This window comes from Nostoc sp., assembly GCF_036919595.1.
Classification (GTDB): domain Bacteria; phylum Cyanobacteriota; class Cyanobacteriia; order Cyanobacteriales; family Nostocaceae; genus Nostoc.
Genome location: NZ_JBALCO010000046.1, coordinates 1 through 23,195 on the forward strand (window position 1 = coordinate 1; position 23,195 = coordinate 23,195).

The following is a 23,195-nucleotide window of genomic DNA, read 5'->3' on the forward strand; positions in this document are numbered from 1 at the left end:
CTTTTTACTCGGCAGTTGAGCCTTTTTACTCGGCAGTTGAGCCTTTTTACTCGGCAGTTGAGCTTTTTTACTCGGCAGTTGAGCCTTTTTACTCGCCAGTTCGCAAACAATAGCCGAAACCCTGGTTTTTAGGTAGGGGCAATTCATGAATTGCCCCAGAGCGCGTGTAGTTTTGCGTAAGTCCTATTGATGAAAAACTATTGTAACGGCAGAAGACAATCTGTTAGCTGTGAGTCACAGCCTCTTTCGCCAAGAACTTCTCTAATTCTGTCAGCGCATCAGCATCAACCTTAGTTTGCATTGGGCAAAACTTAGGCCCACACATCGAACAAAACTCAGCAGTTTTATAGATATCTGCTGGCAGAGTTTCATCGTGATATTCCTTAGCTCTTTCTGGATCGAGTGATAATTCAAACTGACGGTTCCAATCGAAGTTGTAACGCGCTTTGGAAAGTTCATCATCTCTATCCCTTGCACCAGAGCGATGTCTGGCAATATCAGCCGCATGAGCTGCTATTTTATAGGCAATCAACCCATTCCGCACATCTTCGGCATTTGGTAGACCCAAATGTTCTTTGGGTGTTACATAGCACAGCATTGCAGTACCGTACCATCCAGCCATCGCTGCTCCAATGGCTGAAGTGATGTGGTCATAACCAGGAGCAATGTCTGTCACCAATGGCCCCAACACATAGAAAGGTGCTTCAGAACACTCTTCCATCTGCTTACGGACGTTGAACTCAATTTGATCCATTGGCACATGTCCAGGGCCTTCCACCATCACCTGGACATCATCTTCCCAGGCTTTGCGAGTTAGCTGTCCAAGGGTTTTCAATTCAGCTAATTGTGCTTCATCTGAGGCATCATGGGTACAGCCGGGACGCAGAGAATCTCCTAAACTGAAGGAGACATCGTACTTTTTGAAAATTTCAATAATGTCTTGGAAGTGGGTATAAAGCGGGTTTTGTTTGTGGTGATGCAGCATCCACCGCGCCAAAATACCACCGCCACGAGAGACAATACCAGTGATGCGGTTTCTCACTAAGGGCAAATGCTCAATCAAAATTCCAGCGTGGATAGTTTGATAGTCTACTCCCTGCTGGGCGTGCTTTTCGATGATATGGAGAAAATCATCAGCAGTCAGGTTTTCGATTGTGCCGTGGACACTTTCTAAAGCTTGGTAAACTGGCACTGTACCAATGGGAACAGGTGAAGCCTTAATGATGGCGGTACGAATTTCATCCAAATTACCGCCGCCTGTGGACAAATCCATCACGGTATCAGCACCATACTTCACTGACAGATTCAGCTTATCCACTTCTTCCTGAAGATTGGAAGAGTTGGGGGAAGCGCCGATATTAGCATTTACCTTACATTTGGAGGCGATGCCAATAGCCATCGGCTCTAGATTAGTGTGATTAATATTAGCGGGGATAATCATTCGCCCCCGCGCCACTTCCTCACGAATGAGATCAGCGGGGAGGTTTTCCCGCTGGGCGACGTAATGCATTTCTTCGGTGATAACACCTTGGCGGGCGTAGTGCATTTGAGATACATTACTTTGCCCACGTCGTTTAGCAACCCATTCTGTCCGCATATTGTTAATTCCTCAATAAACAGCTTCCCTCCGCTGGTATTACCCAGACTCAGGTGTTAAGGGTGTGATCTCAGCCTGGTTAGGCACCCCTAGCATGGATGTAGTGTATCACCTTCGTTATATCTGGGAACAAGGGTGTTAACAATTTATGAGGTAAAGGTGGTGTTAAGGCGTTTTTTCTGAGTCTGGCGTAGGCGCAGCCCGCCGTAGATATCGCTGTTTCTGTTGAATAATGTCTAATACTGCCTTGGGGATTCCCTCTCTTGTCATTGAGGCGAGATAAGTTGCAGAGGGAGGTTTTGCCGTCAAACGATCCGCAAGTGCATAAAAAGCCTCTTGATCATCTTGGTGTGCAATGACGTAGGCGCGTAATTCTGCCTTGCTCATAGCATCAAAGTTTGGTTTACTCATGGATATTCCCAGTTGCCATCACGACTAATCAGAATTTCTATATCTTCTGGTTTACCAACCTGTAACTCGAATATCAGAAGAAAAAGATTGTTCGCAATACTTTCTAATTAGGGCTTGGGCATTTTCTCGTCGGTTTCCTGTAAATAAATTACATACTACTTCTTCAGATTGAGAGTAAAGATGTAATATTCCACAGTCTTTCACCCGTGAATAAAGTAAGGGAACTGCTGCAAGAGCGAGTAAAGTTGCCTTTTTGTGATCGCGCTCTTTTGCTTCAGGATAATCATGATATGAAGATTGAAAATCGACTACTAAACAAGGTTTATAGTCAAAATTAGTGATCAGAGCGTCTACACTAGAAGTAAAGAAAAATTTTCTTATTTCCCAATCCTGGTTGCTATCTAGTTCACAAAATTGACACAAGCTCACCTGTGTATGGATTTTATAATTCTCATCTACACAAGTCTGTAGAAACTCCAGCATCCTTTCTTCATAAGAATTGACCAGTCTTTTGACTCTGACAGACATTACTGTTGCTCCATTAGTATTTTTGCAAAATAACCCAGAAATTCTTTTAGGACTTCACTGGAAGTTATACACACTTGCCAACTGTAAGGAAATAGCTTGTCATCATTAATGACAAGATAGCAGTTGCTACTTCCTAAATTATTAATATCAAATTGTTCTGGTAAACTAATAACATTTTGTGCCTTTAAATCACGAGAAATACTATTTTCATAAGATATTTCATATCCATAATATTCACTCGCTTCATACATATTGAGTATAAAAATACCTGTTGTTTCGCCAATTTCTAAAAAATTTGGATAGCGAGCTTGCATTGATTCAAAAAATATATTTTCTTTACTTGGTAAAACCCAAATTTTACCTAAAATAGAATGATGAGGTTCATTGTATTCATTAGAATCGTGGAAATATTCAAAATATAAAATATTACTTTTTAAGATATCCCTAGATATAGTGACACATAAACCCTCTTTACGGGGTGTTAAAACCAGTTGATAACGTTTAGCTCCTTTTTTTGGATTCTTAAGTTTGTACCCTACATATTGAGACGTCCGACTCTCGTCAAATTTGTCATAAAAACCAAGTTTATCCAGCAAACTCGTAGCTAAAGACATCAAATCTTCGCCACCTTGAATCACCTGGATATTTGTTGAAACCAAACGGGGAACGCCGTTTTCTACTTCAAACCGCTGGATAACATCATATATAATTTTTGACATGAATTAATTCCCAAAAACCTTGGCTAAGGTTCATGGAAATAGTGTAACGCTTATTGTTAAATAATCCAATAGTCTTAGATAAGATTTTTAGATTTTTGGGGAAGTGCTAATTCTCTCCATAGCTTGATGGCTATACTAAAGGCGATCGCATCCCTCACACCCTTGAACTAAAAGCTTTTAACTACCAGGTATTATGCGATCGCCTTGATTTTGTACGCTTGACTCATCCAGTTAGACTACAACTAAATTGGTTGCGCTTAATGACAGTCCACTGCTGAGTTGCGCGAATTGTACCTGAGTAAAAGCACCACCGCTGCCATCTTGGTCAAAGGACAGTGCGCCTGTAATATTGTCGTAAATAAATCGTTGAGCGATCGCTGTCGCCACTGAACCAATGGTAAACTGACTAGCCGAGAGTGTACCTACTGCTAAAGAGCCGCCGAAACCAGCAGCCGATACCTGAATAACTTCACCAGTTGTATTGAAGTCATTAAGACTATCAATGCCTTCACTATAATTATTGAACGCAAAAGTATCAGTCCCATCTCCCCCGTACAGAGCATCACTGCCTCTCCCTCCAGTCAGGAGATCGTTGCCATTATACCCATAGAGCAAATCGCCGTTATTACCCCCCACAATCTTGTCAGCGTAAGTTGTACCACTGATATTTAATTGTTCAACATTCTTGTACCTAACTCGATTTGTGCCAGCCGTAATCGAGCCTTGGTTAGTGGTTGCATTGAAAGTCGAGGTGATTCCCTCGGTAGTATCACTACTGTAATTGACTTCCAAATAATCCGAACCCGTACCCCCATTTACCGTTTGAGTCACTAAAACAGAGGGGGCGGTAGATGGGGCGCTCAAATAGAAAGAGTCATCGCCATTCCCTCCATTCAGGGTGTTAGCACCCTTGACTCCATAGGTGTAAAAGGCATCGTTCCCATCGCCTCCATTCACAATGTTATTGCCAGACGAGTAGGAAACATCGAGGTAATCGTTACCTGCACCCCCACTAATAGTGTCATTGCCAGAAGTGCCTCCGTTGAGTACATCTTCGCCATTGCCCCCGACAATATTGTCAGTGTAGACTGTACCAATGATATTTAATTGTTCAATATTCTTATAGCTAACTCGATTCGTGCCAGATGTAATCGAGCCTTGGTTAGTGGTTGCATTGAAAGTCGAGGTGATTCCCTCAGTAGTATCACTACTGTAATTCACTTCCAAATAATCTGAACCCGTACCCCCATCTACCCTTTGAGTCACTAAAAAAGAAGGAGAGGTAGATGGGGCCCTGAAATAGAAGGAGTCATCGCCATCCCCCCCATTCAGGGTGTTAGCACCACTAACTCCATAGGCGTAAAATTTATCAGAGCCAGTTCCGCCTGAAACAATATTTTTGCCAAAACTATCCTGAATCGAAAATTCGTCATTTCCCGTATCCCCACAGAGGGTGTTATTCCCAAAAGAAGAAGAAACATCTAGATAATCATTCTCACTTCACCCCTGAGGATATTGTTGCTAGTGGTAGCTATAGCATAAATTTTATCACTCTCAGAACCGCCCTCTAAGAGGTTTTTTCCAGAAGAATCAGAAACATCTAAATAATCATCCCCACTTCCTCCTTTGAGGGTATTACTGCCAGTGGTAGCTGTAGCGTAAAGTCTATCATTGTCAGAGCCGCCGTTTAAGAGGTTTTTTCCAGAAGAATTGCTAATATGGAGGATATCATCGCCTTGGAAACCATAGAGGCTATCATTGCTCCCCAAGCCATTAAGGATGTCATTAGCGTTAGTACCATTGATAATTGCCATAACTTCTATCTACCTAAATCAATTTTTCAGGAACTTGAGATATTAACTTGTGAGTATTGCTGTTTTAAAGCACAAAAACTTAGACGAAAGTTGACGCTTTCGGTATAGTTTATGTCAAATTGAAAAACACTAATTTTTCAGTGCATTTCAGCTTTTTGACTGGCTTATAAGCATTATCCAGCTAACCTGTTACATAAAGAATTGGTTAATTTAATTACTATAACCTTTATTTTTTTAAGGGTTACTATTTAGGGTAGTATTTTTTTTCACTTCACCTTACTTATCTATTTTTGTAGTTTTTAGCATAGCTATTTACGTATTATTTACAGTGAAGCTTGCTTAAAAATCGGGAACTTGTGGGATACGATCAACTAGCGATAGTTAATCAAAACGCAGATTCAGAACCCGATATTTTACGTTTTATTTTTTGCGAAGATATTTTTAATAGAAATTGTTTTTTAGCTGCAGCTGTGTGATAATTGCGTTAAAATTCATAAAATCCTATATCTTTGCGCGATTCTCTTGGGGCGATCGCATTAAATAATGCCGCACAATACCCGAACTTGGGGCTTAAGCCCCAAGTTTTACAAACTGTTGGTATACATGCTTTATTATTAGCTAAGTACAGATATTTCAGTGAGTAGGCACAGCTACTTTCGCGTGTTTGTTAACATAGTCCACAAATAATTGCTTCAGCCTGGGACTAACACCAGCGTGTTCAAAGAATCCAAAACCCAGATTCTTAGCTCTTAATAAGGTTTCCTCTGGTGTTAATCCCTCGTGGATAGCGATACTCAATAGCGCGATTCCAGTTGATCGCATCCCGGCTGCACAATGTACAACTGCTGGTTTAGGGATTTGTTCTAGGATCATAAGGATTTTGGTAATCGCCTCTTCATTCAAATTTTTTAAATCCACCTTGAGTGGAACATTCGTATAATGCAGCCCCAATGCTTCCGCTACTTTTTGCTCATCCTTGGAAAATCCTAGTTCATCAGGCGATCGCAGATTTAGAACGGACTTAAAACCTTCTTCGATAGCTTGCTCAAGCTGTTTTGGTATGACTTGTCCTGTGGTTGTCAAATTTTCGTTAATCTGTATAGCGTTGATCACATTCACTCCTTTTGACTTTCTAATGTCTTCTGGCTTGGTAAATACTGTGAGAAGCAAGCTTTGAGAATATATTCAAGTAAACACAGCAAAACTAGCCAAATATCAAACGATATTGCTTGATTGCTTCAAAATTTGTCTTTTGAAGTTGGTTATTTTATTGCTTTATCCATAATAGTCGGTAAGTCTATCGGTAAACCGTACTTTAAATTCGATTATACGTTTTGTCGATAGGATTATAGGTGTTTATATATTGGGAGTTATACTATTGAGCTTGGGTAAGCAATTGGCTGAAAACTTTTAGTATATATTATAACTCAATACATTATAATTTTACCTAAGCTATCTTGGCATTGATTTTGGGCTGGCTTTAGCAGCTGAGTTATTTGGGGAAGCGATAGCTCAAGTAATTCAACTAGGGATTGAATACAATCCCCAACCCCCTTTTAACAGTGGTTCTCCCCAAACTGCCCCTGCGGCTGTACTTGCTCAGGTTACAGCTGCAAGTCAAAATGTTCAGGAAATCAGACGGCAGATTGTCCAGCGAGTTGTAATTCAATTGCAAACTGCTAATATCAGTAAAGCAGTTGAGAATTTGGCTAGTTGATGTGTTGCGATGTCTACAACGGGCAAAGCTGGGGCAACTAAAATTTCTTATAACCAAAGTTGATAACTTTGGATCAGAAAGTCAAACAGGCATGTAATCTGAATGTCAGCCCTGAACCTATGAGCGCTAAGGAAATATCTCTTCGACCTGCTCAGGAAACAGATGCGTGGGTGCTGAGTGCAATTCATATTGCCGCTATCAAAGCTCTGCCTGCAACTTTATACACAAAAAAAGAACTTTTAGCTTGGCGTAATAACCGCGACAAGCCCGATGATTCAAATATCTTGAAGAGGATGAAAGTGGAAACTTTTTGGGTTGCGATCGAGGGAGATGTTGTTATAGGTTTCGCTAGTTTTATTGTTGATGAACTCATCGGGCTGTATGTCCATCCTAAATATCAAGGTAAAGGCATCGGGCGTACTTTAGTTCAACATTTTTGCGATCAAGCAACTGAGCAAGGTATAGATAAGGTAATTACAACTGCTAGCCTTTATGCTGAAGGGTTTTATTTACGACTGGGATTTATTGCCATCCAAAGAACACCTCATTATTTAAGAAGTGGGGTAATTGTCCCAGTTACTAAAATGAGTAAAGCATTAGCTACTACCACAATATGATGAAATTGATTGAAGTTAGAGCCGATTGTAAGTTTGTTTTTTTGATAAAGTTCGATTAGTTTCAGAAAAACATCTCGTATTTCTGAAATTTGGGATTGTAAAATAGTTATATGATTATATATTTTAAAAACTCATAGTTAATCTTAATAAGACTTTAGTATCGAATAGGACAACTTTTATTATTACTCTTTTCTCCCAAGTTGCCACTACTTTTTTTACATAACCTACGATGTAAGTACTTGCCAGCATAAATGAATAAAACCATCCGTTCATCAACTCTCACCCGTAGACGTTTGATAGAAGCCGCCTCGCAGGTATTTGCCAGTTTAGGTGTTCAAGGCGCAACTACCCGTGAAATAGCTCGTGTTGCTGGTGTGAATGAGGTGACTTTATTTCGCCACTTTGCTAGCAAAGAACAACTTCTGGGAGCAGTAATCGAAAATGCCTTTGTACTCCAGACAGAAGCCCTTGCACACCCCGAAGCGTGGACGCAGGATCTAAAAATTGACTTAACACAGTATGCCCATCTTTACAATAGTATGCTAGAGGCACAGGAGGACTTAATTCGTACCTTCATTGGAGAAGCCAAACGTCATCCAGAGGCAGCCAAACAAGTGATTCAAGAAGCTGCCAAGCCTTTAGGAGAAAAACTGATAGCTTACCTGCAATCGAGTCAGAGACGAGGCATCGTCAGAGCAGACCTTGATCCATTTCCAGCAGTCGATATGTTTACAGGAATGCTGTTAGCTGGAATGCTATGCCGCAGTGCAAAATTCAATCAACGCAGCTATAGCCGTGAAGACTATATCGAAACCTGTGTAGATATTTTTGTGCGCGGTATCATTGCCACTCCCCTCTCAGTTTTCAATCCGGCTGTAACTTAACGTGAGTTATTTTCAGGGGTGGGTAGAACCTGGAAACGAGGTTTTAAAAGTGTTTTGGCTTAAATTGACACCAATGAGCATTGCTGTACTCCTATAAGTGGTTTGTATTCCAGGCAATTGAGAACCGTTATATGCCTGTTTGCTTGCTCAAAACACCAAAATGAATACGCAATATAGGACTAATATTTGATTTTTGAAAAAGCTCCGTACATCTGAAGAGTGGGGAAATTAAAGGTAGTGTGTCGGATAAACCACTCAAACATCCACTTTAAATGAGAAAACGAAGGAATCAAGGCACAAAAACGTCTCTTCGAGACGCTGCGCGAACGAACCCATGTTTTAGCTTGTAACCAAATATCCTCAATTGGATTTTGTGATGGGCAATTGGGAGCAAAGCGGACACAATGAACTTGCCATTGCTCTTCAGGTAAATTTTGGTTCACCCCGGCTAAAAAGCCTTGAACTAGATGAGAACGATGGTAATAGGTAATATTTGAATTAGGTAATCACCCAGAGTGGCGAGAGCAACTGCGTGAAGAACAGTTCGCAATTGTGGGAAATAATCCCCTTAACTTGTCCCATCTCAAACAACTTCCATTAACCAATGTTCTAAAAGAAGCAGAAAGGCTGTATCCGCCAGTATATGCATATAATCGTGGCGTTCTCAAGGATATTGAGTATGCAGGCTATCGCATCCCAGCGGGTTGGTTTGTGACTATTTCGCCAATGTTGACCACCGTTTACCAGAACTGTACACCGAATTCGTAATTATTACCTCACGGAAGAATCCGGGTATCTCTGAATAAAAACGAGAGCGATGTCGTAGATATCGCTCAATTTCACTCATTTCATAATATGGGTAACTTGTAAATATAATTTTATAAAAATTTACAGGCAAAAACAAAAGATTAATATTGACTTAAGATTAAAAACACTGTCTGCAATAACCCTATGACAAAACCCAAAACACCGCCTAAAGTCACAATCGCTTGCAATTCATTTTTTACAATTCCCTCAATAGCAGCTTCTAAATCAGCCGGCGAAGTTGATTTTACACGATCAACTATCACTTGATCTATCGACAAAATCGGAATCGCCTGCGCCACAATTACTTCTAAATCTTTTTCTAAATACTTATCTAAAAGTAGAGCCAACTCTTGACTCATGACTTTTAAAGAAGTACTGACAACAGGTGAAGTACTAAGACGATTCAGCAGCACTCCAGCAATATTTTCCCAATCAACAGAATCAGTTAATCCTTGTAAAAAATCACTGCCACTGTTTTGTAGATAATGACGAACACTTTCGCGGGTGGTCTTTCTAAGTTGACGTACCGTACCCATTGGCAAGTTTTGTAACGATAAATTTTGCAGTAATTTCCGAATGCGATCGCGCATTTGTAAATCTTGAGTCAATTCCTGCAAGCGAGTATTAGTAGCCTCCTTTTCATCCAAGCAAAAAGTTCGTAACCGTGTAAGAGTATTACGTAAGCCAAACAAATTTGCTACTACCCAATAAGTACCACTGGTTTTTTCGCGGAAGCCTTCATCAATAATTTGAATTGTGCGATCTGTCAAAAAATCAACTATCGTCTGCCGCAGCACATCCGGCGGTAGAGCTGCTTGCAACAACCAATCAGCAAGCCGCGTGGCTTGTTCTTCGCTCAATTGAAATTCCAGCAATATCTGGTCAAAAATTTGATTTATCTGCGCTTCCAAAAAGTCTTCGCGTCGCGCCAAAACCTTGAGTAACCGTGGCAAGGATTCCCCTAGCAAATCCCGCAAAATTCCCGCCACAATTTTAGCACTTTTCTGATTTTTATCTGTTTTGATTTGTTCGATCGCCAGCTGCAACAACCAGAGAATTCCTGCTTGCACGCGTTCTGTTTGCAACAATCGCCGCGCTAGATTTTGCAATTCTTGTGGTGTCAACAGTGACCCCATGATTGTCTTGGAAATGTTCAGAGCCAGACGTTCCTGGTTGCGGGGAATCAATCCAGGGGTGAAGGGTACTCTTCGTCCAGCAATATAAATTGCTCGGTAAGGACGGAACAACATTTTGATGGCTATATCATTTGTGAAATAACCAATGATTCCACCCAGTACCGGGGGAGACACATAAAGCCAAAGATGAGACCAGTCCACAGGATTTTGAATTTTGGATTTTGAATTTTGGATTCTAGATTATAAATTAGGGATTAAGGATTGGTAATTGGCGGTTATTAGTTATGAGTTATTTTTCCATTCACTACTAACGATTTTCCATTAACCATTACCTATTCCGCAGTCCCCAATCCAAAAGACGCTCGCAGACTCGCTCTAAGCGTACCCCTGCGGGGAAGCAAGCTACGCATAGCGTCTCTAAGAGTTGCCATGCCGTAGGCTTTACGCTACGCTATCCCAAATCTAAAATCTAAAATTTGCTGACTACCAGCACTCCCATCATACCGTTCACGATGGGGTAGTGTGTGGCAACAGCAAAACCAACTTGACGTGCTAACTCTATTTGCTCTTTCCCGATGGGAAAACGGTCTAAGCTGGGACTGATGTAAGCATATTCTTCTTTTAAACCTAAATAATTGGCAACTGGAACTACGAAACCGTCCAAATACCACTGCTGAAAGGTACGTAGCTGAAGATTACTCGGTCGATGAAAGTCTAAAATTGCAGCTTTAGCACCCGGCTTCAAAACACGGTATAACTCTTGGAGACTACGGGGAATATCTTTAACATTTCTTAAACCATAGCCCATTGTTGCAGCATCAAATTTGTTGTCATCAAAGGGTAAATTTAGCACATCGGCTTCTACCCAGGTGATAGCAGGTTGAGGGTACTGCCTTTGGGAACGTAATGAAGCAATTTCTAGCAGGTTTGGGGAAAAATCCACTCCGTACACCTGTCCTGTTGCTCCTACACGCCGTGCCAAACGTAAGGCTAAATCACCACTACCGCAACACAAATCTAATGCAGTATCACCTAATTTAGCTCCACTCCATTTAACTGCCATTTCCTTCCATATTCGATGCTGTCCCAGACTCAACCAGTCGTTCAACTGGTCATAAACTGGAGCAATACGGTTAAAAATGGACTGAATTTCGTTAGTCATTGGGCATTGGGCATGGGGCATTAGTCATTGGTCATTAGTTTTTGACAAAAGACAAATGACTAATGACAACTAGACAATGGTTTGATGGTAAGCACTACTAGTAAGAGCGATCGCCAGCAGTTCGGCTGATAAATTAATTAGCATTAATTCATCTTCCCGCAAAGTGCAGGGTTGTTTCCACTGTAGCGATAATACACCCAAAAGTTCATTACGGTAGCTAATTGGGATAACTAAATGTGCTTGCACACCCGTATTGTAGTAGTGAATAGCATCAACTAATTTAGTGTCTTTAAGTACATTTAAGGAAACTTGCATTTGCCCGGTGGCGATCGCTTCCCTTGTTAGTGGGTCATGAGATAGCCAATTCTCTATCGTACCTCGAACGCTGTAAGTTCCTTGAGTCGCAACCAGAGTATTTCCCTCTATAAGTTGTAGGATACAGCCTTCTGCTCCAAAAGTCTGACTCACAGCCTTAGCAATTGGAGCGAGAGTTTCCTCTAAGCTAGAAGCTGCTTGAGTTATCTGTACCAAAACACTTAGCAGCGCCATTTCAGCATGAGCACGGCGTAATTCTTCTGTACGTTGCTTGAGCAAGTCGTAAGTTTCTGCTGCTCTTTGCACCACTGCCTTCAGTTCCCCTGGGTCCCAAGGCTTGGTAATATATTTGTAGACTTGTCCGGCATTAATCGCCTCTACCAAGTCTTCAATATCAGTAAATCCGGTGAGAATTATCCTCACCGTATCGGGAAACTGAGGTACAGTCTTGCTGAGAAACTCAGTTCCTTTCATTTGTGGCATCCGTTGATCAGAGATAATCACCGCTACCTCCCCTTCTGCTGCCAAAACTTCTAGGGCGTTCACCCCACTATCAGCTTTCAGAACATTAAAGTCGCGTCGAAAAGTGCGATAAAGCAAATCGAGATTATCTGGCTCATCGTCAACTACTAGGATTTTGAGCTTTTTTGAGCGTTCGAGAGTCATCACTTGATATTGGACTTTATCAATTTCGAGACTAGCCTTATCCATAAGATATTTCCTTTAAATATTCACTATCTTGTTATATTCCATACCAAGTTTAGTTGAGAATCGCTCGAATTTATCAAGGGTTTTTACGGACTTAATTTGCATGTTTAAATACGTTTATTATGAGTGCTACAGAGGATATTTACCTGCCCAAATATCTAAATTAAAAAAAGTCGCACTAGAAAAACCAACTAAATCAGCCTAAATATGGCGGTTTTCGTGATAGATGAGGTAGTTTAACAAACCTCCTACGTGCAGTAGAGTTGCACAGCTAACTGTGCTACCTGACAATCTGTATTTCACACAATTAAAGTCGAGATAAGTTTCTAAAGATGAACTCAAGGCAGTAGGTCTGGGTAGTTCATAGATTAGAATAAGACTTGCTCATGAGGTGTTAATTAACCTCTCAAGTTGAAGCTCGCACTCCGATTATGACTGATCTACCACCCAACGCTCAGAATCCCGAAGAAAATACTACCAACGATGTAGCACAAGAATTACTGCGAAGGCTGAGGCAAAAACAAGGCAACTGGGTGGAATGGGGAACGGCGATCGCCTCATTGCTAAAAACCGGTTACAATCCCCAAGACATTTTTGAGGCGACTGGATTTGAGCCGATTCAACAAAATCAGGTAGTTGTTGGTTCCCAAGTTTACAATTCTTTACAAAACTCTGGAGTATCGGAAGAAACGCGATCTCACTACGCCACACGTGGCAGTGATGTTTTATACGAACTGCGTTTGCTTACCCAAGAAGAACGCGCCGCCGCCGCCGAACTGATCTTCGTCCATAAAATCGACGCCGATGAGGTGAAGGAAGTAGCAAAAGCAATTAAAGAGTTTTCCTATTTCCGCACTTTGCCAGAAGGGTTTTCTGCTCATCCGGGAGATGCTGTTGCTCACCAAGCTTGGAAACTGGCACGTCAAAATCCAGATTTACAACAGCGATCGCGCCTGATTGCCAAAGGTTTGCGTTTTGCTCACACGCCAGCAGCAAGGCAAAAAATCGAACAGCTACTGACTGATTTTACTAGCGTAACCCAGCGTCCAGCGCCAATTTTACCCTTTTACCGCCTGGAATTTGAAGAACAATTACCCCGGATTTTGCCCGTCGTAGGCGAGTTGCCATTGTCACGGCAAGACTTGCAAGCTGTGCCCATAGTCACAGAAATTGAACCATTTCGCCTAGTCAAGTTTTCTGGAGAACAAGCTTGGGTGCCCTTACCAGGTTGGCAAGTGTTGTTGGCAGCAGAAGATCCAGTAGTGATTTTAGCGAATAGCGATCGCTTCCCCATCCAAACCCAAACCCAAATAGGGCCCGTTGTAGTTGTGGTAGATCGTGCCCAACGACAATGGGATGCCTCCAGCTATTTTGTTGTTGAAAATGGTAGTGAATTAGATTTTCAGTGGTTTGAAACTGAGCCAGAAATTCCTCTACTAGGACAAATTATTATCATTGTTCGTCCTAAGAAAATTCTGGATGAAGAATTAACTAAGGATTCCTGGCAGATTGACGAATAAATTTAATTTTAGACAGAACTAACTGCGTGATTTGATCTGTTAAGACTGTCCAAACAGCGGATAGCACCTGGCGGCATTGGTTCAACTTTCTATTTGGCCAATGCCGCCAGTTGCTTTAATTCTCTTAACATGAACTTGGCACTGCCTCCGCAATGCTTTGCCTAAACCCTTGATTTTTGGTTGATCTGTGTCAGAGACCATTTATAAAGTAAATCAAAATGTTAGGGTGTGTTACGGCTTTAGCCTAACGCAACGTGTTATATAGCAGTGCGTGATAGCCGAAAGTCATATTTTTCGTGACAAATCATATCGAAATATGCACCTAAGACAACGCCAGTTACAACTCCTGCAAGGAGACGCGCAAGGGACAAGCCGGGGAACCCGGACAACGCACTGGCTCCGCTACAATAATTTTATTTTTACTTTATAAATAGTCTCTAAGTCTACATTTTGAGGGATGATAATATCCCCTGAACAGTCACGAAGTAACGACCGTAACAGGGAAAACCAAAATTTTTTAAGCTGAAAGTGTATAGAGCACAAAATCTATTTAAATTTTGTAATAACTTTTAATAGAACGCATTAGATCAAGAATCTCAACAGATATATACCAATACGATTTGATTTTTGAAAAAATGTACTTGCTGCCCTACGGATATTTCAAAAATCAAATATGAGTTCTATATCATGAGAGCAAAATTCTTAATAAATTAAGCATTTTTTGGGATTTTTAGCTTTTCCAGTCTCTTCATATTTTATGACCACAATTATTGAGGAAAAAATAAATTCCTATTTTTTCGATTTAGTTTCATAACGAAACAAACGCAATGGATTTCCTGTTGACAGGAATGACTCAAGCATTATTCAACATAGCTATTACTCGTTTATAGCTGAACAAGGAGTTTTCCGAAAATGTCTCTCACGAAACGTTGTTTGGCCGAATTTATTGGTACATTCTGGCTTGTTTTAGGTGGCTGTGGTAGTGCTGTTCTAGCCGCCGCCTACACAGAAGATGCTGCAAAAATCAGCGAGAATACTTCTTTTCCATTGGGTATTGGATTAGTAGGTGTATCCCTGGCATTTGGGCTTACTGTCCTCACAGGGGCTTATGCTTTTGGTCATATTTCTGGTGGTCATTTCAACCCGGCTGTTTCGTTTGGACTATGGGCAGGTAAGCGCTTTCCGGGGTCTGACTTACTACCTTACATCCTCTCTCAAGTGATCGGCGCAGTTGTTGCTGGGGGCATTATCTACCTGATTGCTAGCGGCAAAACTGGATTTACGCTGACTGGCTTCAACCCACTGGCTACCAACGGCTATGGTACTCATTCTCCAGGTGGTTACACGCTGTTTGCTTGCCTGATTACTGAAGTTGTGATGACTTTCATGTTTCTACTGATTATTCTGGGCGTGACTGATAGTCGCGCTCCTAAAGGATTTGCACCACTGGCAATTGGTTTTGGACTCACCTTGATTCACCTAATCAGCATTCCTGTAACCAATACCTCGGTTAATCCTGCCCGTAGTACTGGAGTTGCTCTATTTGCAGGTATAGAACTCTTTTCGCAAGTCTGGCTGTTCTGGATAGCTCCTATCTTCGGGGCTATTTTAGCAGGATGGTTGTACGTAGCCATCTTTAGTGAATCAACTGTGGAAGAACGGTAAAATGTCAAAGAGCTACTCTAAAAGTCATTTTCAACTGTACAAGTTAGCCCAGTATTTCTAGTTTTTATAGCAGTTCATCAAAACGGGCAATAGTTGGATCTGCATTGTGCCTATAATCAATCTTCAGGTGAGGCTGCGTAGGTGCAGCCCGCCGTAGGCATCGCTATACCATCTCAATTAACAAGACTTGGGTCTTAACAAGGGGCAAAATCTCCTTGTTAAAGTTAGGCAAACTTCCGCCGACTTGTACTAGTTAGTGATATTTTGAGCTTGAAGATCCCCCCAACCCCTTTTTTTAAGGGGGGTTTAAGATATATTTACAGAGAATCACTAAAGATTATTCATATTTGTGGCTTGGGAATTACATTCAACATCTATTTAAAATATAAAATTTGATATGTCAGACTCTAAATTTACTGCTTCTGTGGCTGAAGAATCACTCCATTCAGAATTGTCTGAGCGATCGCCTCTTCTTAACCTACGGGAGAAGATTGTAGCAATCCGCAACGGTCTACGCCCTGGACAACAACAGATGGCTGACTGGCAATCTGGCCCTCTGGCTATTTCTGCCGTTCCTGGTGCAGGCAAATCTACTGGGATGGCGGCGGCAGCGGCGATCGCGATCGCCCGTCAATATGAACGTTCATCCTCCCGCCGTCACTTGGTGGTTGTCACCTTTACTCGCTCCGCTGCTGCCAATATTAAAGCGAAGATCCGCAAAGACTTAAAGAAATTATCACTACCTCAGACGGGCTTTTTTGTCTATACTCTACATGGTCTAGCGTTGAATATTGCCAGTCGCCATCCAGATTTATCAGGTTTGCAGTTAGAAAATGTCACATTAATTACACCAACCCAAAGTCACCGCTTTATCCGAACAGCTGTAGAGCAATGGATTGCGAATAATCCAGGAATATATTTGCGGTTATTAGAAGGTCATCAATTTGACGGAGAAGAGACAGAAAGATTGCGTCGCCAATCAGTGCTGCGAACAGAAGTATTACCAGAATTAGCTAATACGGTAATTCATGAAGCAAAAAGTTCTGGGATATCGCCAGAATTATTGCGGGAGTGGAGTAAACAAACCACAGACGAATATACAATTTTGAGCGTAGCGGCGGGATTGTATGAGCAATATCAAAACTTAATGCGATCGCGTGATTTCATCGATTACGACGATATGATTTTAGCTGCACTACGCGTTTTAGAAAACGACAGCGCCCGTCGCATTGAGCAAAACCAAGTTTTCGCCGTCTTTGAAGACGAAGCCCAAGATTCTAGCCCTCTACAGACGCAGTTGTTAGAAATTTTGGCAAGTGATGGGGAATATGAGGGAAAAAACTCTTCACTCCTAACTCTTAACTCCTCATTCATGACAGACGCGATGAATCGCGTCTCTACCCACTCCTCACTCAATCTAGTCCGAGTTGGCGACCCCAACCAAGCGATTAACTCTACCTTCACCCCAGCCGATCCGATTTATTTTCGGCAATTTTGCGAAAAGTGCGATCGCATCAAACGATTAGCAACGATGGATCAAGCTGGTCGCAGTACTAGAATTATCATTGAAGCCGCTAACTTTGCCCTCAAATGGATCAATAATCAGTGGTTAGCAACAACCAACAACAAACAACAGACTACTGACAACCGACAAGTACCATTTCGCTTGCAGACAATTCACCCTGTTGAAGCTGGTGATCCACAAACTAACGCCAACCCAGCACCAACAGGACGAGGACTGGAACTTTATACCCCGCGTGACATTCATCACACCGTTGAATTGTTATCTCAAAGAGTGATCAAGTTATTTGGTGAAGATCCAACAAAAACTAGTGCAGCAATTTTAGTGCGAGAAAATCGCCAAGGAAGATGGTTAGCAGAGGCTCTGACACCTGTGTGCAAAGAGCATAATATTATACTCTACGATGTGGGAGAACGCGATCGCCGTTCCCATGTTCCCCAAGAGATTTTAGCATTACTGCAATTTTGCGATCGTCCCCACTCCCCCGATTATCTCAAAGCCGCCTTAGAGGCATTGGTACAGCGCCAATTAATTCCTACCCAAGACCTCAACGCCCTTGCTAGTCTCCCAGAAGAATTTTTGTATCCTGGCCCCCTAGCAGCACCGCAGCCAGAAACAGTCCAAAAAGCCGCTCGTTTGTGTCGCAGTTTACTCCGCGCTCGTTTAGAATTGCCCCTATACCAGCTAATTTCCTTTCTTGCCTTAACCTTAAATTATGACCAGGCAGAATTGGCAACTGCTGACAAACTCGCAGAACGGGTAAACCAGCAGATAGCCGGTAATAGTTCGATGGGGGGAATGCTGTCCGCTTTAAGTGAAATCGTCAGTTCCGAACGGTTTGAACCAGTGGAAACCGAGGATTCGGAAGAACGTTACACTCGTTGCGGTCAACTGACCATTATTACCATGCACAAAGCCAAAGGACTGGATTGGGACTATGTGTTTCTTCCCTTTCTCCATGAAAACTTGATTCCTGGGAGATTTTGGGTTCCTCCCCAAAGCCAGTTCTTAGGGGATTTTACCTTATCAGAAGTAGCCCGCGCCCAAATTCGTGCTGCTCTCCACGGAGAATCTACCATACCAGATGTTACGCAAGCATGGGAACAAGCAAAGCATTTGAAAATATCTGAGGAGTACCGTTTACTCTACGTTGCAATGACACGAGCAAAGCGTCTGGTGTGGATGTCAGCAGCGCAGAAAGCCCCCTTTACTTGGAGTAAGCCGGACAATTTACAAGAACAAGCGCCTTGTCCGGTTTTTCCAGCGTTAAAGCGGCAATTTCCTGAATGTGTGGCGAATTTAGCGGTAATGGCTAAATAAAGGCGATCGCAATTTTTAAACTGGCTCAAAGGTTGTTTTAAAAGTATTTCGCAGTAATTTTAGGCACTTGTTGATCCCCCCTAACCCCCCTTAAAAAGCTATGGACACGCCGAAATAACAAATGAGTATGCCGAAATAACAAATGGGTTCGCCGAAATAACAAATGGGTTCGCCGAAATAACAAATGGGTTGGTATAACCCTCACTTCTCTACGAGACGCTGTGCGTAGCTTGCTTCCACGTTCGCGGAGCGTCTCGTACAGAAGTGGTAAGCTGTTCCACACTTAACTTGCACAACTACGGCGGGCAAGATGCCCACCCCACAAGAGATTCATTTTTTTTGCTTTTAACTTTTATTAATTACTCTGTAAACCCTGCTGGATAGTAGAAATTTTCACTGCAAAATTGGTGATATCTTGTCCAGTGCGGAGATTTTTGGCTTCACCATTATTCAGAGCCACAATATAAGGGTCGCCATTAATTGCAGCGATAATGGGGCCACCAGAAGAACCCCCAGCAGTGGCGCAATCATGTAATAAAAAACCTCTTTCTTCTGCGACAATACTACATTTTTCCTCATAACTAGCTGTCCATCCCGGCCCAGCACTGAAATATTTCTGATAGCTATCATTAGGGAAGTCACCAGAATAGCCTACGAAAAAGAAAGCTTTTTGATTGCGAATCAAATTAGCCGAAGATAGAGACTTCCATCCCAAATAACCATATTTGCGACCTAGAGGTTGGTTAAGTTTTAAGATTGCCCAGTCATTAGGACTCAACTCACTACTCTTTTTGAAATCTGTACCGTAATAAACTTGCTCAACTTCCGCTATATCTTGGTAATTTTTATCAATGACATTTGGGAAAAATAAAATTCTGGTGCTTAATTTGCCAGTATTGGGGTCAATAACACAGTGAGCATTAGTTAAAACTAAATTAGTCTTAATTAACGTTCCTGTGCAATGATAACCATCGCCATCGGCTGTAGTTCCTTGGACTCGACCAATTGCCGACCAAGGATATTTTCTACTAGTCATGGGGATACGGTTATCTATACCTGTAGGAATTCCTCTAGAGCCGCCTTCATTAGGTTTAGCAGCCGATTCCAAACCAGGAGGGATAAAAGGTTTGCCATCACCTTGTAACTTAAGTTGACCCGCTTGTTGAGAACTGATGAATTTAGGCGTGATACTTTGGTGTGGTTTTACCTGTGTTTGAGCTTGCACCGATACCCAACCACCCAAAGTTATAGCACTAAGAATTCCAGCAAAAAAGAGAGCAAAAAATTGTTTGTAGATAGGCTTCTTAGACATTGATAAAACTCCTGATTGAATAAATAATTAGACGATGTTTTAAAAGTATTGGGCGAATAGAATTCGCTACTACACAAGCCAAGTCCACCTCCGTGGACTAATTAAAATAAAGGGTTTTTAACCTGCGGAGACAGTTTTTGTCTGTATAGCCGCGACTTATAATCGCCCAGGCAAGTAATAAATTAGACGTTCTAAACATCTTCTTAGCTCATAAATTACGAATTACGAATTAGGTTGCCGAGCGAAGCCGAGGTACGAATTACGAATTAATTTCTCCACTCGCCTTGCAAAGTGAAAGCCGCCCAATAATAGGGGTTTTGCCATGCTTTTTGTTGCCATAGTTTCAGCTGTGACTCTCGTAGGGCAATTGTGGGAGATACCTTTTGCTGCAACATCGTCGTATAAAATTGGGGCATCAACTTTGATGTGGCAGTGTCGCTAACTTGCCACAAAGAAACTACAGCAGTTCTTGCTCATGCATACATCAATCCTCTTGTCAATCCCATCAAGCCTTCACCTTGGACATCTTTACCTAAACCTGTTTCGCAGGCACTCAGGACAACTACATCTGCATTCCAGTCCAAGTTAAAAATGTCGCCAAGGCGTAGGATACCTGGAGTTTGCGGTTTGCCTTGTTTGTCTATCTGAGAAAGAATGATTCCTGATAATTCTGGGTTGATGGGGTCAGCAAAGCCGTGGGTAGCAAAGAGGATAAATCGATACTGTTTGAGTTTTTGACTAGTTGCCCAATTGTAATTAGCATCAAAATCAAAAGCTTTTAGGCTTTGGTCAGGTGATACCAGTTTTAAGATTTGATTGGCTTCTGTAAGTGTACCTGGTAGCCGTCCCCATTCTGCACGCTTGAGATTTTTGGCGGCTCGTTGCAGGCTAGACCGTTCGAGATTGAGTTCAGGGGCGAGGCTTTGGGGTTTACCTGTAAATCGCTCGTCATTAGCTGCAAATACAGGGTCAGCAAGGACTGCTAAGGTTTTGGGTGCTGGTTGGCGTTGTTTCAAATCTTGTCTGTGGATGGCTATGGCAGTGACGGAAGGTAAATTGACAATTTCGTGGTTGACTAAGAGAGGTTGATAATTAGATTTCTGATTTGGTTGTGATAATGCAGCAAAAGGAATTTCTTGCAATGCCCCATCTGCAACTATGACTAAGCGTTTTTTCCCCAACTTTTCGGCAACGGGTGCAAGGATAAATTTACTAAGTTGGGTTGCAGCTTGGCTAATTTCTTGTAAATCTTTGGCTTTTTGTTGTGGGGATAACTTATGACAGTCTAAACCTGGTCTTTGACATTTTTTCAATAGTTCCTGGAATGTTGCTGCTGATTTTTCTATAGCTGCTTTTCCAGGGAGTTCATAGGTATTGAGAGAATTGGGAGTGACAGCCCAAAGATAGCTGCGTTCTTCACGCAAGGAATATTGCAACAGGAGGGTGTCTTGATCTAGTTGTTGCTGAATTTGAGGTAATTTCAGAGGGTTGGGATATTTTAGGGCTGCATATTTGGGGCTAGTTGTACGGATTTTGGTTTGCAGTTCTCGGTATTGGTTTAGGAGATTGGCAGATTCTTGTTCAAGTTTTTGGATTACGGTTGTTGGTGCTTTTTGAGTTGGTAACTCTTGACGCAGTTTAGCTGTGGCATCAATTTTCTGCCGCAAGTCTTGTTCTTCTGCTAATAGTTGGGGGTCAACGCCTTTACGGATATTGGCATTGGCTTCTGTTAAAAGTTCTAATAGACCCCTGGCGCGCGATCGCTCGCTGATGTGCAGTGCTAAAGCATCGTATCCTTTTGATGGGTCTTTTTTGTGCAACTGCATCAGCAAGTCGATATAGAATTTGTAAACGCCTTGCTGTGATGCAAAATAAGAAGCACGCAACTCTTGGCTATCAACTTTGGTGCGTAAATCTTCAATAATTTTGATTGCTGCTTCAACTTGGGTTAGGGCTTGTTGGAGGTTGCCGCGATCGCGTTCAAACAAAGCAATGTTGCTGAGGATAGCGGCTTCCCCTCTCCTATCACTCACTGCACGGAATAGAGGTAGAGCTTGGTTGTAGTGCTTGAGTGCCTCCTGTTTTCTCCCAAATCGTCGTAGACTTTGCCAAGATTATTGAGAGTAGTGGCTTCTGCTCCCCTGTAACCGACTGCACGGAATAGAGGTAGGGTTTGGTTGTAGTACTTGAGTGCCTCCTGCTTTTCTCCCAAATCGTCGTAGACTATGCCAAGATTATTGAGGGTAGTGGCTTCCCCTCTCCTATCACTCATTGCACGGTATAAGCGTAGAGCTTGGTTGTAGTACTTGAGTGCTTCCTGCTTTTCTCCTAAATCGTTGTAGACACTGCCAAGATTATTGAGGGTAGAGGCTTCCCCTCCCCTGTAACCGACTGCACGGTGTAGGGGTAGAGCTTGGTTGTAGTACTTGAGTGCCTCCTGCTTTTCTCCCAAATCGTCGTAGACTGTGCCAAGATTATTGAGGGTAGTGGCTTCCCCTCTCCTATCACTCATTGCACGGTGTAGGAGTAGGGCTTGGTTGTAGTACTTGAGTGCCTCCTGCTTTTCTCCCAAATCGTCGTAGACTTTGCCAAGATTATTGAGGGTAGTGGCTTGTTGAGATTTATCATCAATTTGCTGCCAAAGCTTCAGTGCTTCTTGCAATTTCACAATTGCCTGTCGCAGTGATTCTGCTGTCCCTTGTTGGTAAAGTTTAAACCCGTCTTGAGAAAACCGTTCCGCAGCAGCGTGAGTGGCATTTTGTTGAGTGGTTTCTGGCTGCTGTGCTATCTGCATCCCTCGGTTTCTCGGTGTCGCCCCCACAGCATCAGCAAGCATTACTACACTCAGCGAGAAAATTAAACCATAGCGGGTAAAATTCGGTAGCAAGCACCAAAAAGCCCACTGAGACTTTGCACACCTGTTCATCCTTAAGCCTCATTTCATCATTTGTGACAGTGAGAATCCACGGCAAGTCAATGCTGCCATTAGATAATTATTATTCAGTCGTCGTCAGAAATATTACTGAATATTGATTTTGATTTTATGGGTGTAGTCTCGCGGATGAAGTTCTGGTTTCTGTTTTTGCAACGAACTTTCTCGGCAAAGTCTGATTTTATCGTTCTCACGCTTTCTAACCTACCCTGCACATAAGGGATTTCCAAGGAATAAATTATCCTAAAAAACGTAGACGCTTCGGCTTGCCGCAGGCTACCACTCCAGACGCAGAGAAGCCAGTGTGTTGGGCGGGTTCCCTGACTTGTAGCAACTGGCGCGACACAGAGAGAGGAGAGATTAAGAGGATTTTTGTGTCAGTTTTGGAATATTTTTTTATTTGGAAGCCCCCTTAGCTCGACTTTATCCATTTTTGATTTAATCAAGCAGCGTAAACAGCAATATCTCTCAAACGCTCAAATAAAAGACGAGGGACTTTTATCATTTGA

18 protein-coding genes, 2 pseudogenes and 1 riboswitch are annotated in these 23,195 nt (G+C 42.2%); of the genes and pseudogenes, 6 read left to right on the forward strand and 14 right to left on the reverse strand.

Features of this window, described 5'->3' with window-relative positions; all coding sequences use genetic code 11:
* Positions 1-223 precede the first annotated feature (223 nt).
* The 7 genes from thiC to V7K21_RS06425 all read right to left on the reverse strand — a co-directional run bounded on the left by thiC (position 224) and on the right by V7K21_RS06425 (position 6,182).
* Entirely contained in the window at positions 224-1,597 is a 1,374-nt protein-coding gene (gene thiC / locus V7K21_RS06395) for a phosphomethylpyrimidine synthase (RefSeq protein WP_335172565.1), read from the reverse strand.
* 8 nt (positions 1,598-1,605) lie between these two features.
* A riboswitch (TPP riboswitch) is annotated at positions 1,606-1,698 on the reverse strand.
* Positions 1,699-1,762: 64 nt separating this feature from the next.
* Entirely contained in the window at positions 1,763-2,008 is a 246-nt protein-coding gene (locus V7K21_RS06400; RefSeq protein WP_335172567.1) for a DUF6887 family protein, read from the reverse strand.
* Between the two features lie 51 nt (positions 2,009-2,059).
* On the reverse strand, positions 2,060-2,536 hold the full coding sequence (locus tag V7K21_RS06405) for a DUF2726 domain-containing protein (RefSeq protein WP_335172569.1): 477 nt from the start codon (positions 2,534-2,536) through the stop codon (positions 2,060-2,062).
* Positions 2,536-3,255 carry a hypothetical protein gene (locus V7K21_RS06410; RefSeq protein ID WP_335172571.1) on the reverse strand — a complete coding sequence of 240 codons (720 nt, stop codon included), beginning with the start codon at positions 3,253-3,255 and terminating at the stop codon, positions 2,536-2,538. The genes V7K21_RS06405 and V7K21_RS06410 overlap by 1 nt, the downstream gene beginning before the upstream one ends.
* A 231-nt stretch (positions 3,256-3,486) precedes the next feature.
* Positions 3,487-4,521 (reverse strand): calcium-binding protein, encoded by a 1,035-nt coding sequence (locus tag V7K21_RS06415; RefSeq protein ID WP_335172573.1) that lies wholly within the window; start codon positions 4,519-4,521, stop codon positions 3,487-3,489.
* A gap of 215 nt (positions 4,522-4,736) precedes the next feature.
* On the reverse strand, positions 4,737-5,069 hold the full coding sequence (locus V7K21_RS06420) for a hypothetical protein (protein WP_335172575.1): 333 nt from the start codon (positions 5,067-5,069) through the stop codon (positions 4,737-4,739).
* A gap of 633 nt (positions 5,070-5,702) precedes the next feature.
* Complete coding sequence (locus V7K21_RS06425) at positions 5,703-6,182, reverse strand: beta-lactamase hydrolase domain-containing protein (protein ID WP_335172577.1); 480 nt, start codon at positions 6,180-6,182, stop codon at positions 5,703-5,705.
* 672 nt (positions 6,183-6,854) lie between these two features.
* Here V7K21_RS06425 and V7K21_RS06430 point away from each other — a divergent pair.
* Together V7K21_RS06430 and V7K21_RS06435 are read left to right on the forward strand one after the other, a co-directional pair.
* Positions 6,855-7,403, forward strand: coding sequence for a GNAT family N-acetyltransferase (locus V7K21_RS06430; protein ID WP_335172578.1), 549 nt, complete (start codon positions 6,855-6,857; stop codon positions 7,401-7,403).
* 251 nt (positions 7,404-7,654) lie between these two features.
* Positions 7,655-8,287 carry a TetR/AcrR family transcriptional regulator gene (locus tag V7K21_RS06435; protein WP_335172580.1) on the forward strand — a complete coding sequence of 211 codons (633 nt, stop codon included), beginning with the start codon at positions 7,655-7,657 and terminating at the stop codon, positions 8,285-8,287.
* A 179-nt stretch (positions 8,288-8,466) separates the two neighbouring features.
* Here the strand turns inward: V7K21_RS06435 and V7K21_RS06440 are convergent.
* A pseudogene (locus V7K21_RS06440) lies at positions 8,467-8,769 on the reverse strand (IS630 family transposase); the annotation flags it as partial.
* Between the two features lie 67 nt (positions 8,770-8,836).
* Between V7K21_RS06440 and V7K21_RS06445 the strand changes: the two are divergent.
* Complete coding sequence (locus V7K21_RS06445; protein ID WP_335172595.1) at positions 8,837-9,055, forward strand: cytochrome P450; 219 nt, start codon at positions 8,837-8,839, stop codon at positions 9,053-9,055.
* A 140-nt stretch (positions 9,056-9,195) separates the two neighbouring features.
* Here the strand turns inward: V7K21_RS06445 and V7K21_RS06450 are convergent, their stop codons facing one another.
* The 3 genes from V7K21_RS06450 to V7K21_RS06460 all read right to left on the reverse strand — a co-directional run bounded on the left by V7K21_RS06450 (position 9,196) and on the right by V7K21_RS06460 (position 12,418).
* On the reverse strand, positions 9,196-10,431 hold the full coding sequence (locus V7K21_RS06450) for a DUF445 domain-containing protein (RefSeq protein WP_335172582.1): 1,236 nt from the start codon (positions 10,429-10,431) through the stop codon (positions 9,196-9,198).
* A gap of 268 nt (positions 10,432-10,699) precedes the next feature.
* The gene (gene ubiE / locus V7K21_RS06455; RefSeq protein WP_334796006.1) at positions 10,700-11,392 is read right to left on the reverse strand and encodes a bifunctional demethylmenaquinone methyltransferase/2-methoxy-6-polyprenyl-1,4-benzoquinol methylase UbiE; all 693 of its coding nucleotides are present in this window, start codon (positions 11,390-11,392) and stop codon (positions 10,700-10,702) included.
* Between the two features lie 69 nt (positions 11,393-11,461).
* Positions 11,462-12,418 carry a response regulator gene (locus tag V7K21_RS06460; protein ID WP_335172584.1) on the reverse strand — a complete coding sequence of 319 codons (957 nt, stop codon included), beginning with the start codon at positions 12,416-12,418 and terminating at the stop codon, positions 11,462-11,464.
* Positions 12,419-12,846: 428 nt separating this feature from the next.
* Between V7K21_RS06460 and V7K21_RS06465 the strand changes: the two genes are divergently transcribed.
* The 3 genes from V7K21_RS06465 to V7K21_RS06475 all read left to right on the forward strand — a co-directional run bounded on the left by V7K21_RS06465 (position 12,847) and on the right by V7K21_RS06475 (position 18,442).
* Entirely contained in the window at positions 12,847-13,935 is a 1,089-nt protein-coding gene (locus V7K21_RS06465; RefSeq protein WP_335172585.1) for a RuBisCO accumulation factor 1, read from the forward strand.
* Positions 13,936-14,847: 912 nt separating this feature from the next.
* Positions 14,848-15,600 (forward strand): aquaporin Z, encoded by a 753-nt coding sequence (aqpZ, locus tag V7K21_RS06470; RefSeq protein ID WP_335172587.1) that lies wholly within the window; start codon positions 14,848-14,850, stop codon positions 15,598-15,600.
* A gap of 397 nt (positions 15,601-15,997) precedes the next feature.
* Entirely contained in the window at positions 15,998-18,442 is a 2,445-nt protein-coding gene (locus V7K21_RS06475) for an ATP-dependent helicase (protein WP_335172589.1), read from the forward strand.
* Between the two features lie 355 nt (positions 18,443-18,797).
* On the opposite strand, the gene V7K21_RS06480 is transcribed toward V7K21_RS06475, so the two are convergent.
* From V7K21_RS06480 to V7K21_RS06490, 3 genes and pseudogenes are all read right to left on the reverse strand, one after another.
* A complete protein-coding gene (locus V7K21_RS06480; protein ID WP_335172591.1) occupies positions 18,798-19,754 on the reverse strand; it encodes a trypsin-like serine peptidase in 957 nt (318 codons plus the stop codon).
* 266 nt (positions 19,755-20,020) lie between these two features.
* Positions 20,021-21,796: pseudogene (locus V7K21_RS06485) on the reverse strand (CHAT domain-containing protein); the annotation flags it as partial.
* On the reverse strand, positions 21,784-22,680 hold the full coding sequence (locus V7K21_RS06490; RefSeq protein WP_335172593.1) for a tetratricopeptide repeat protein: 897 nt from the start codon (positions 22,678-22,680) through the stop codon (positions 21,784-21,786). The gene V7K21_RS06490 and the pseudogene V7K21_RS06485, both read right to left, overlap by 13 nt.
* Positions 22,681-23,195 lie beyond the last annotated feature (515 nt).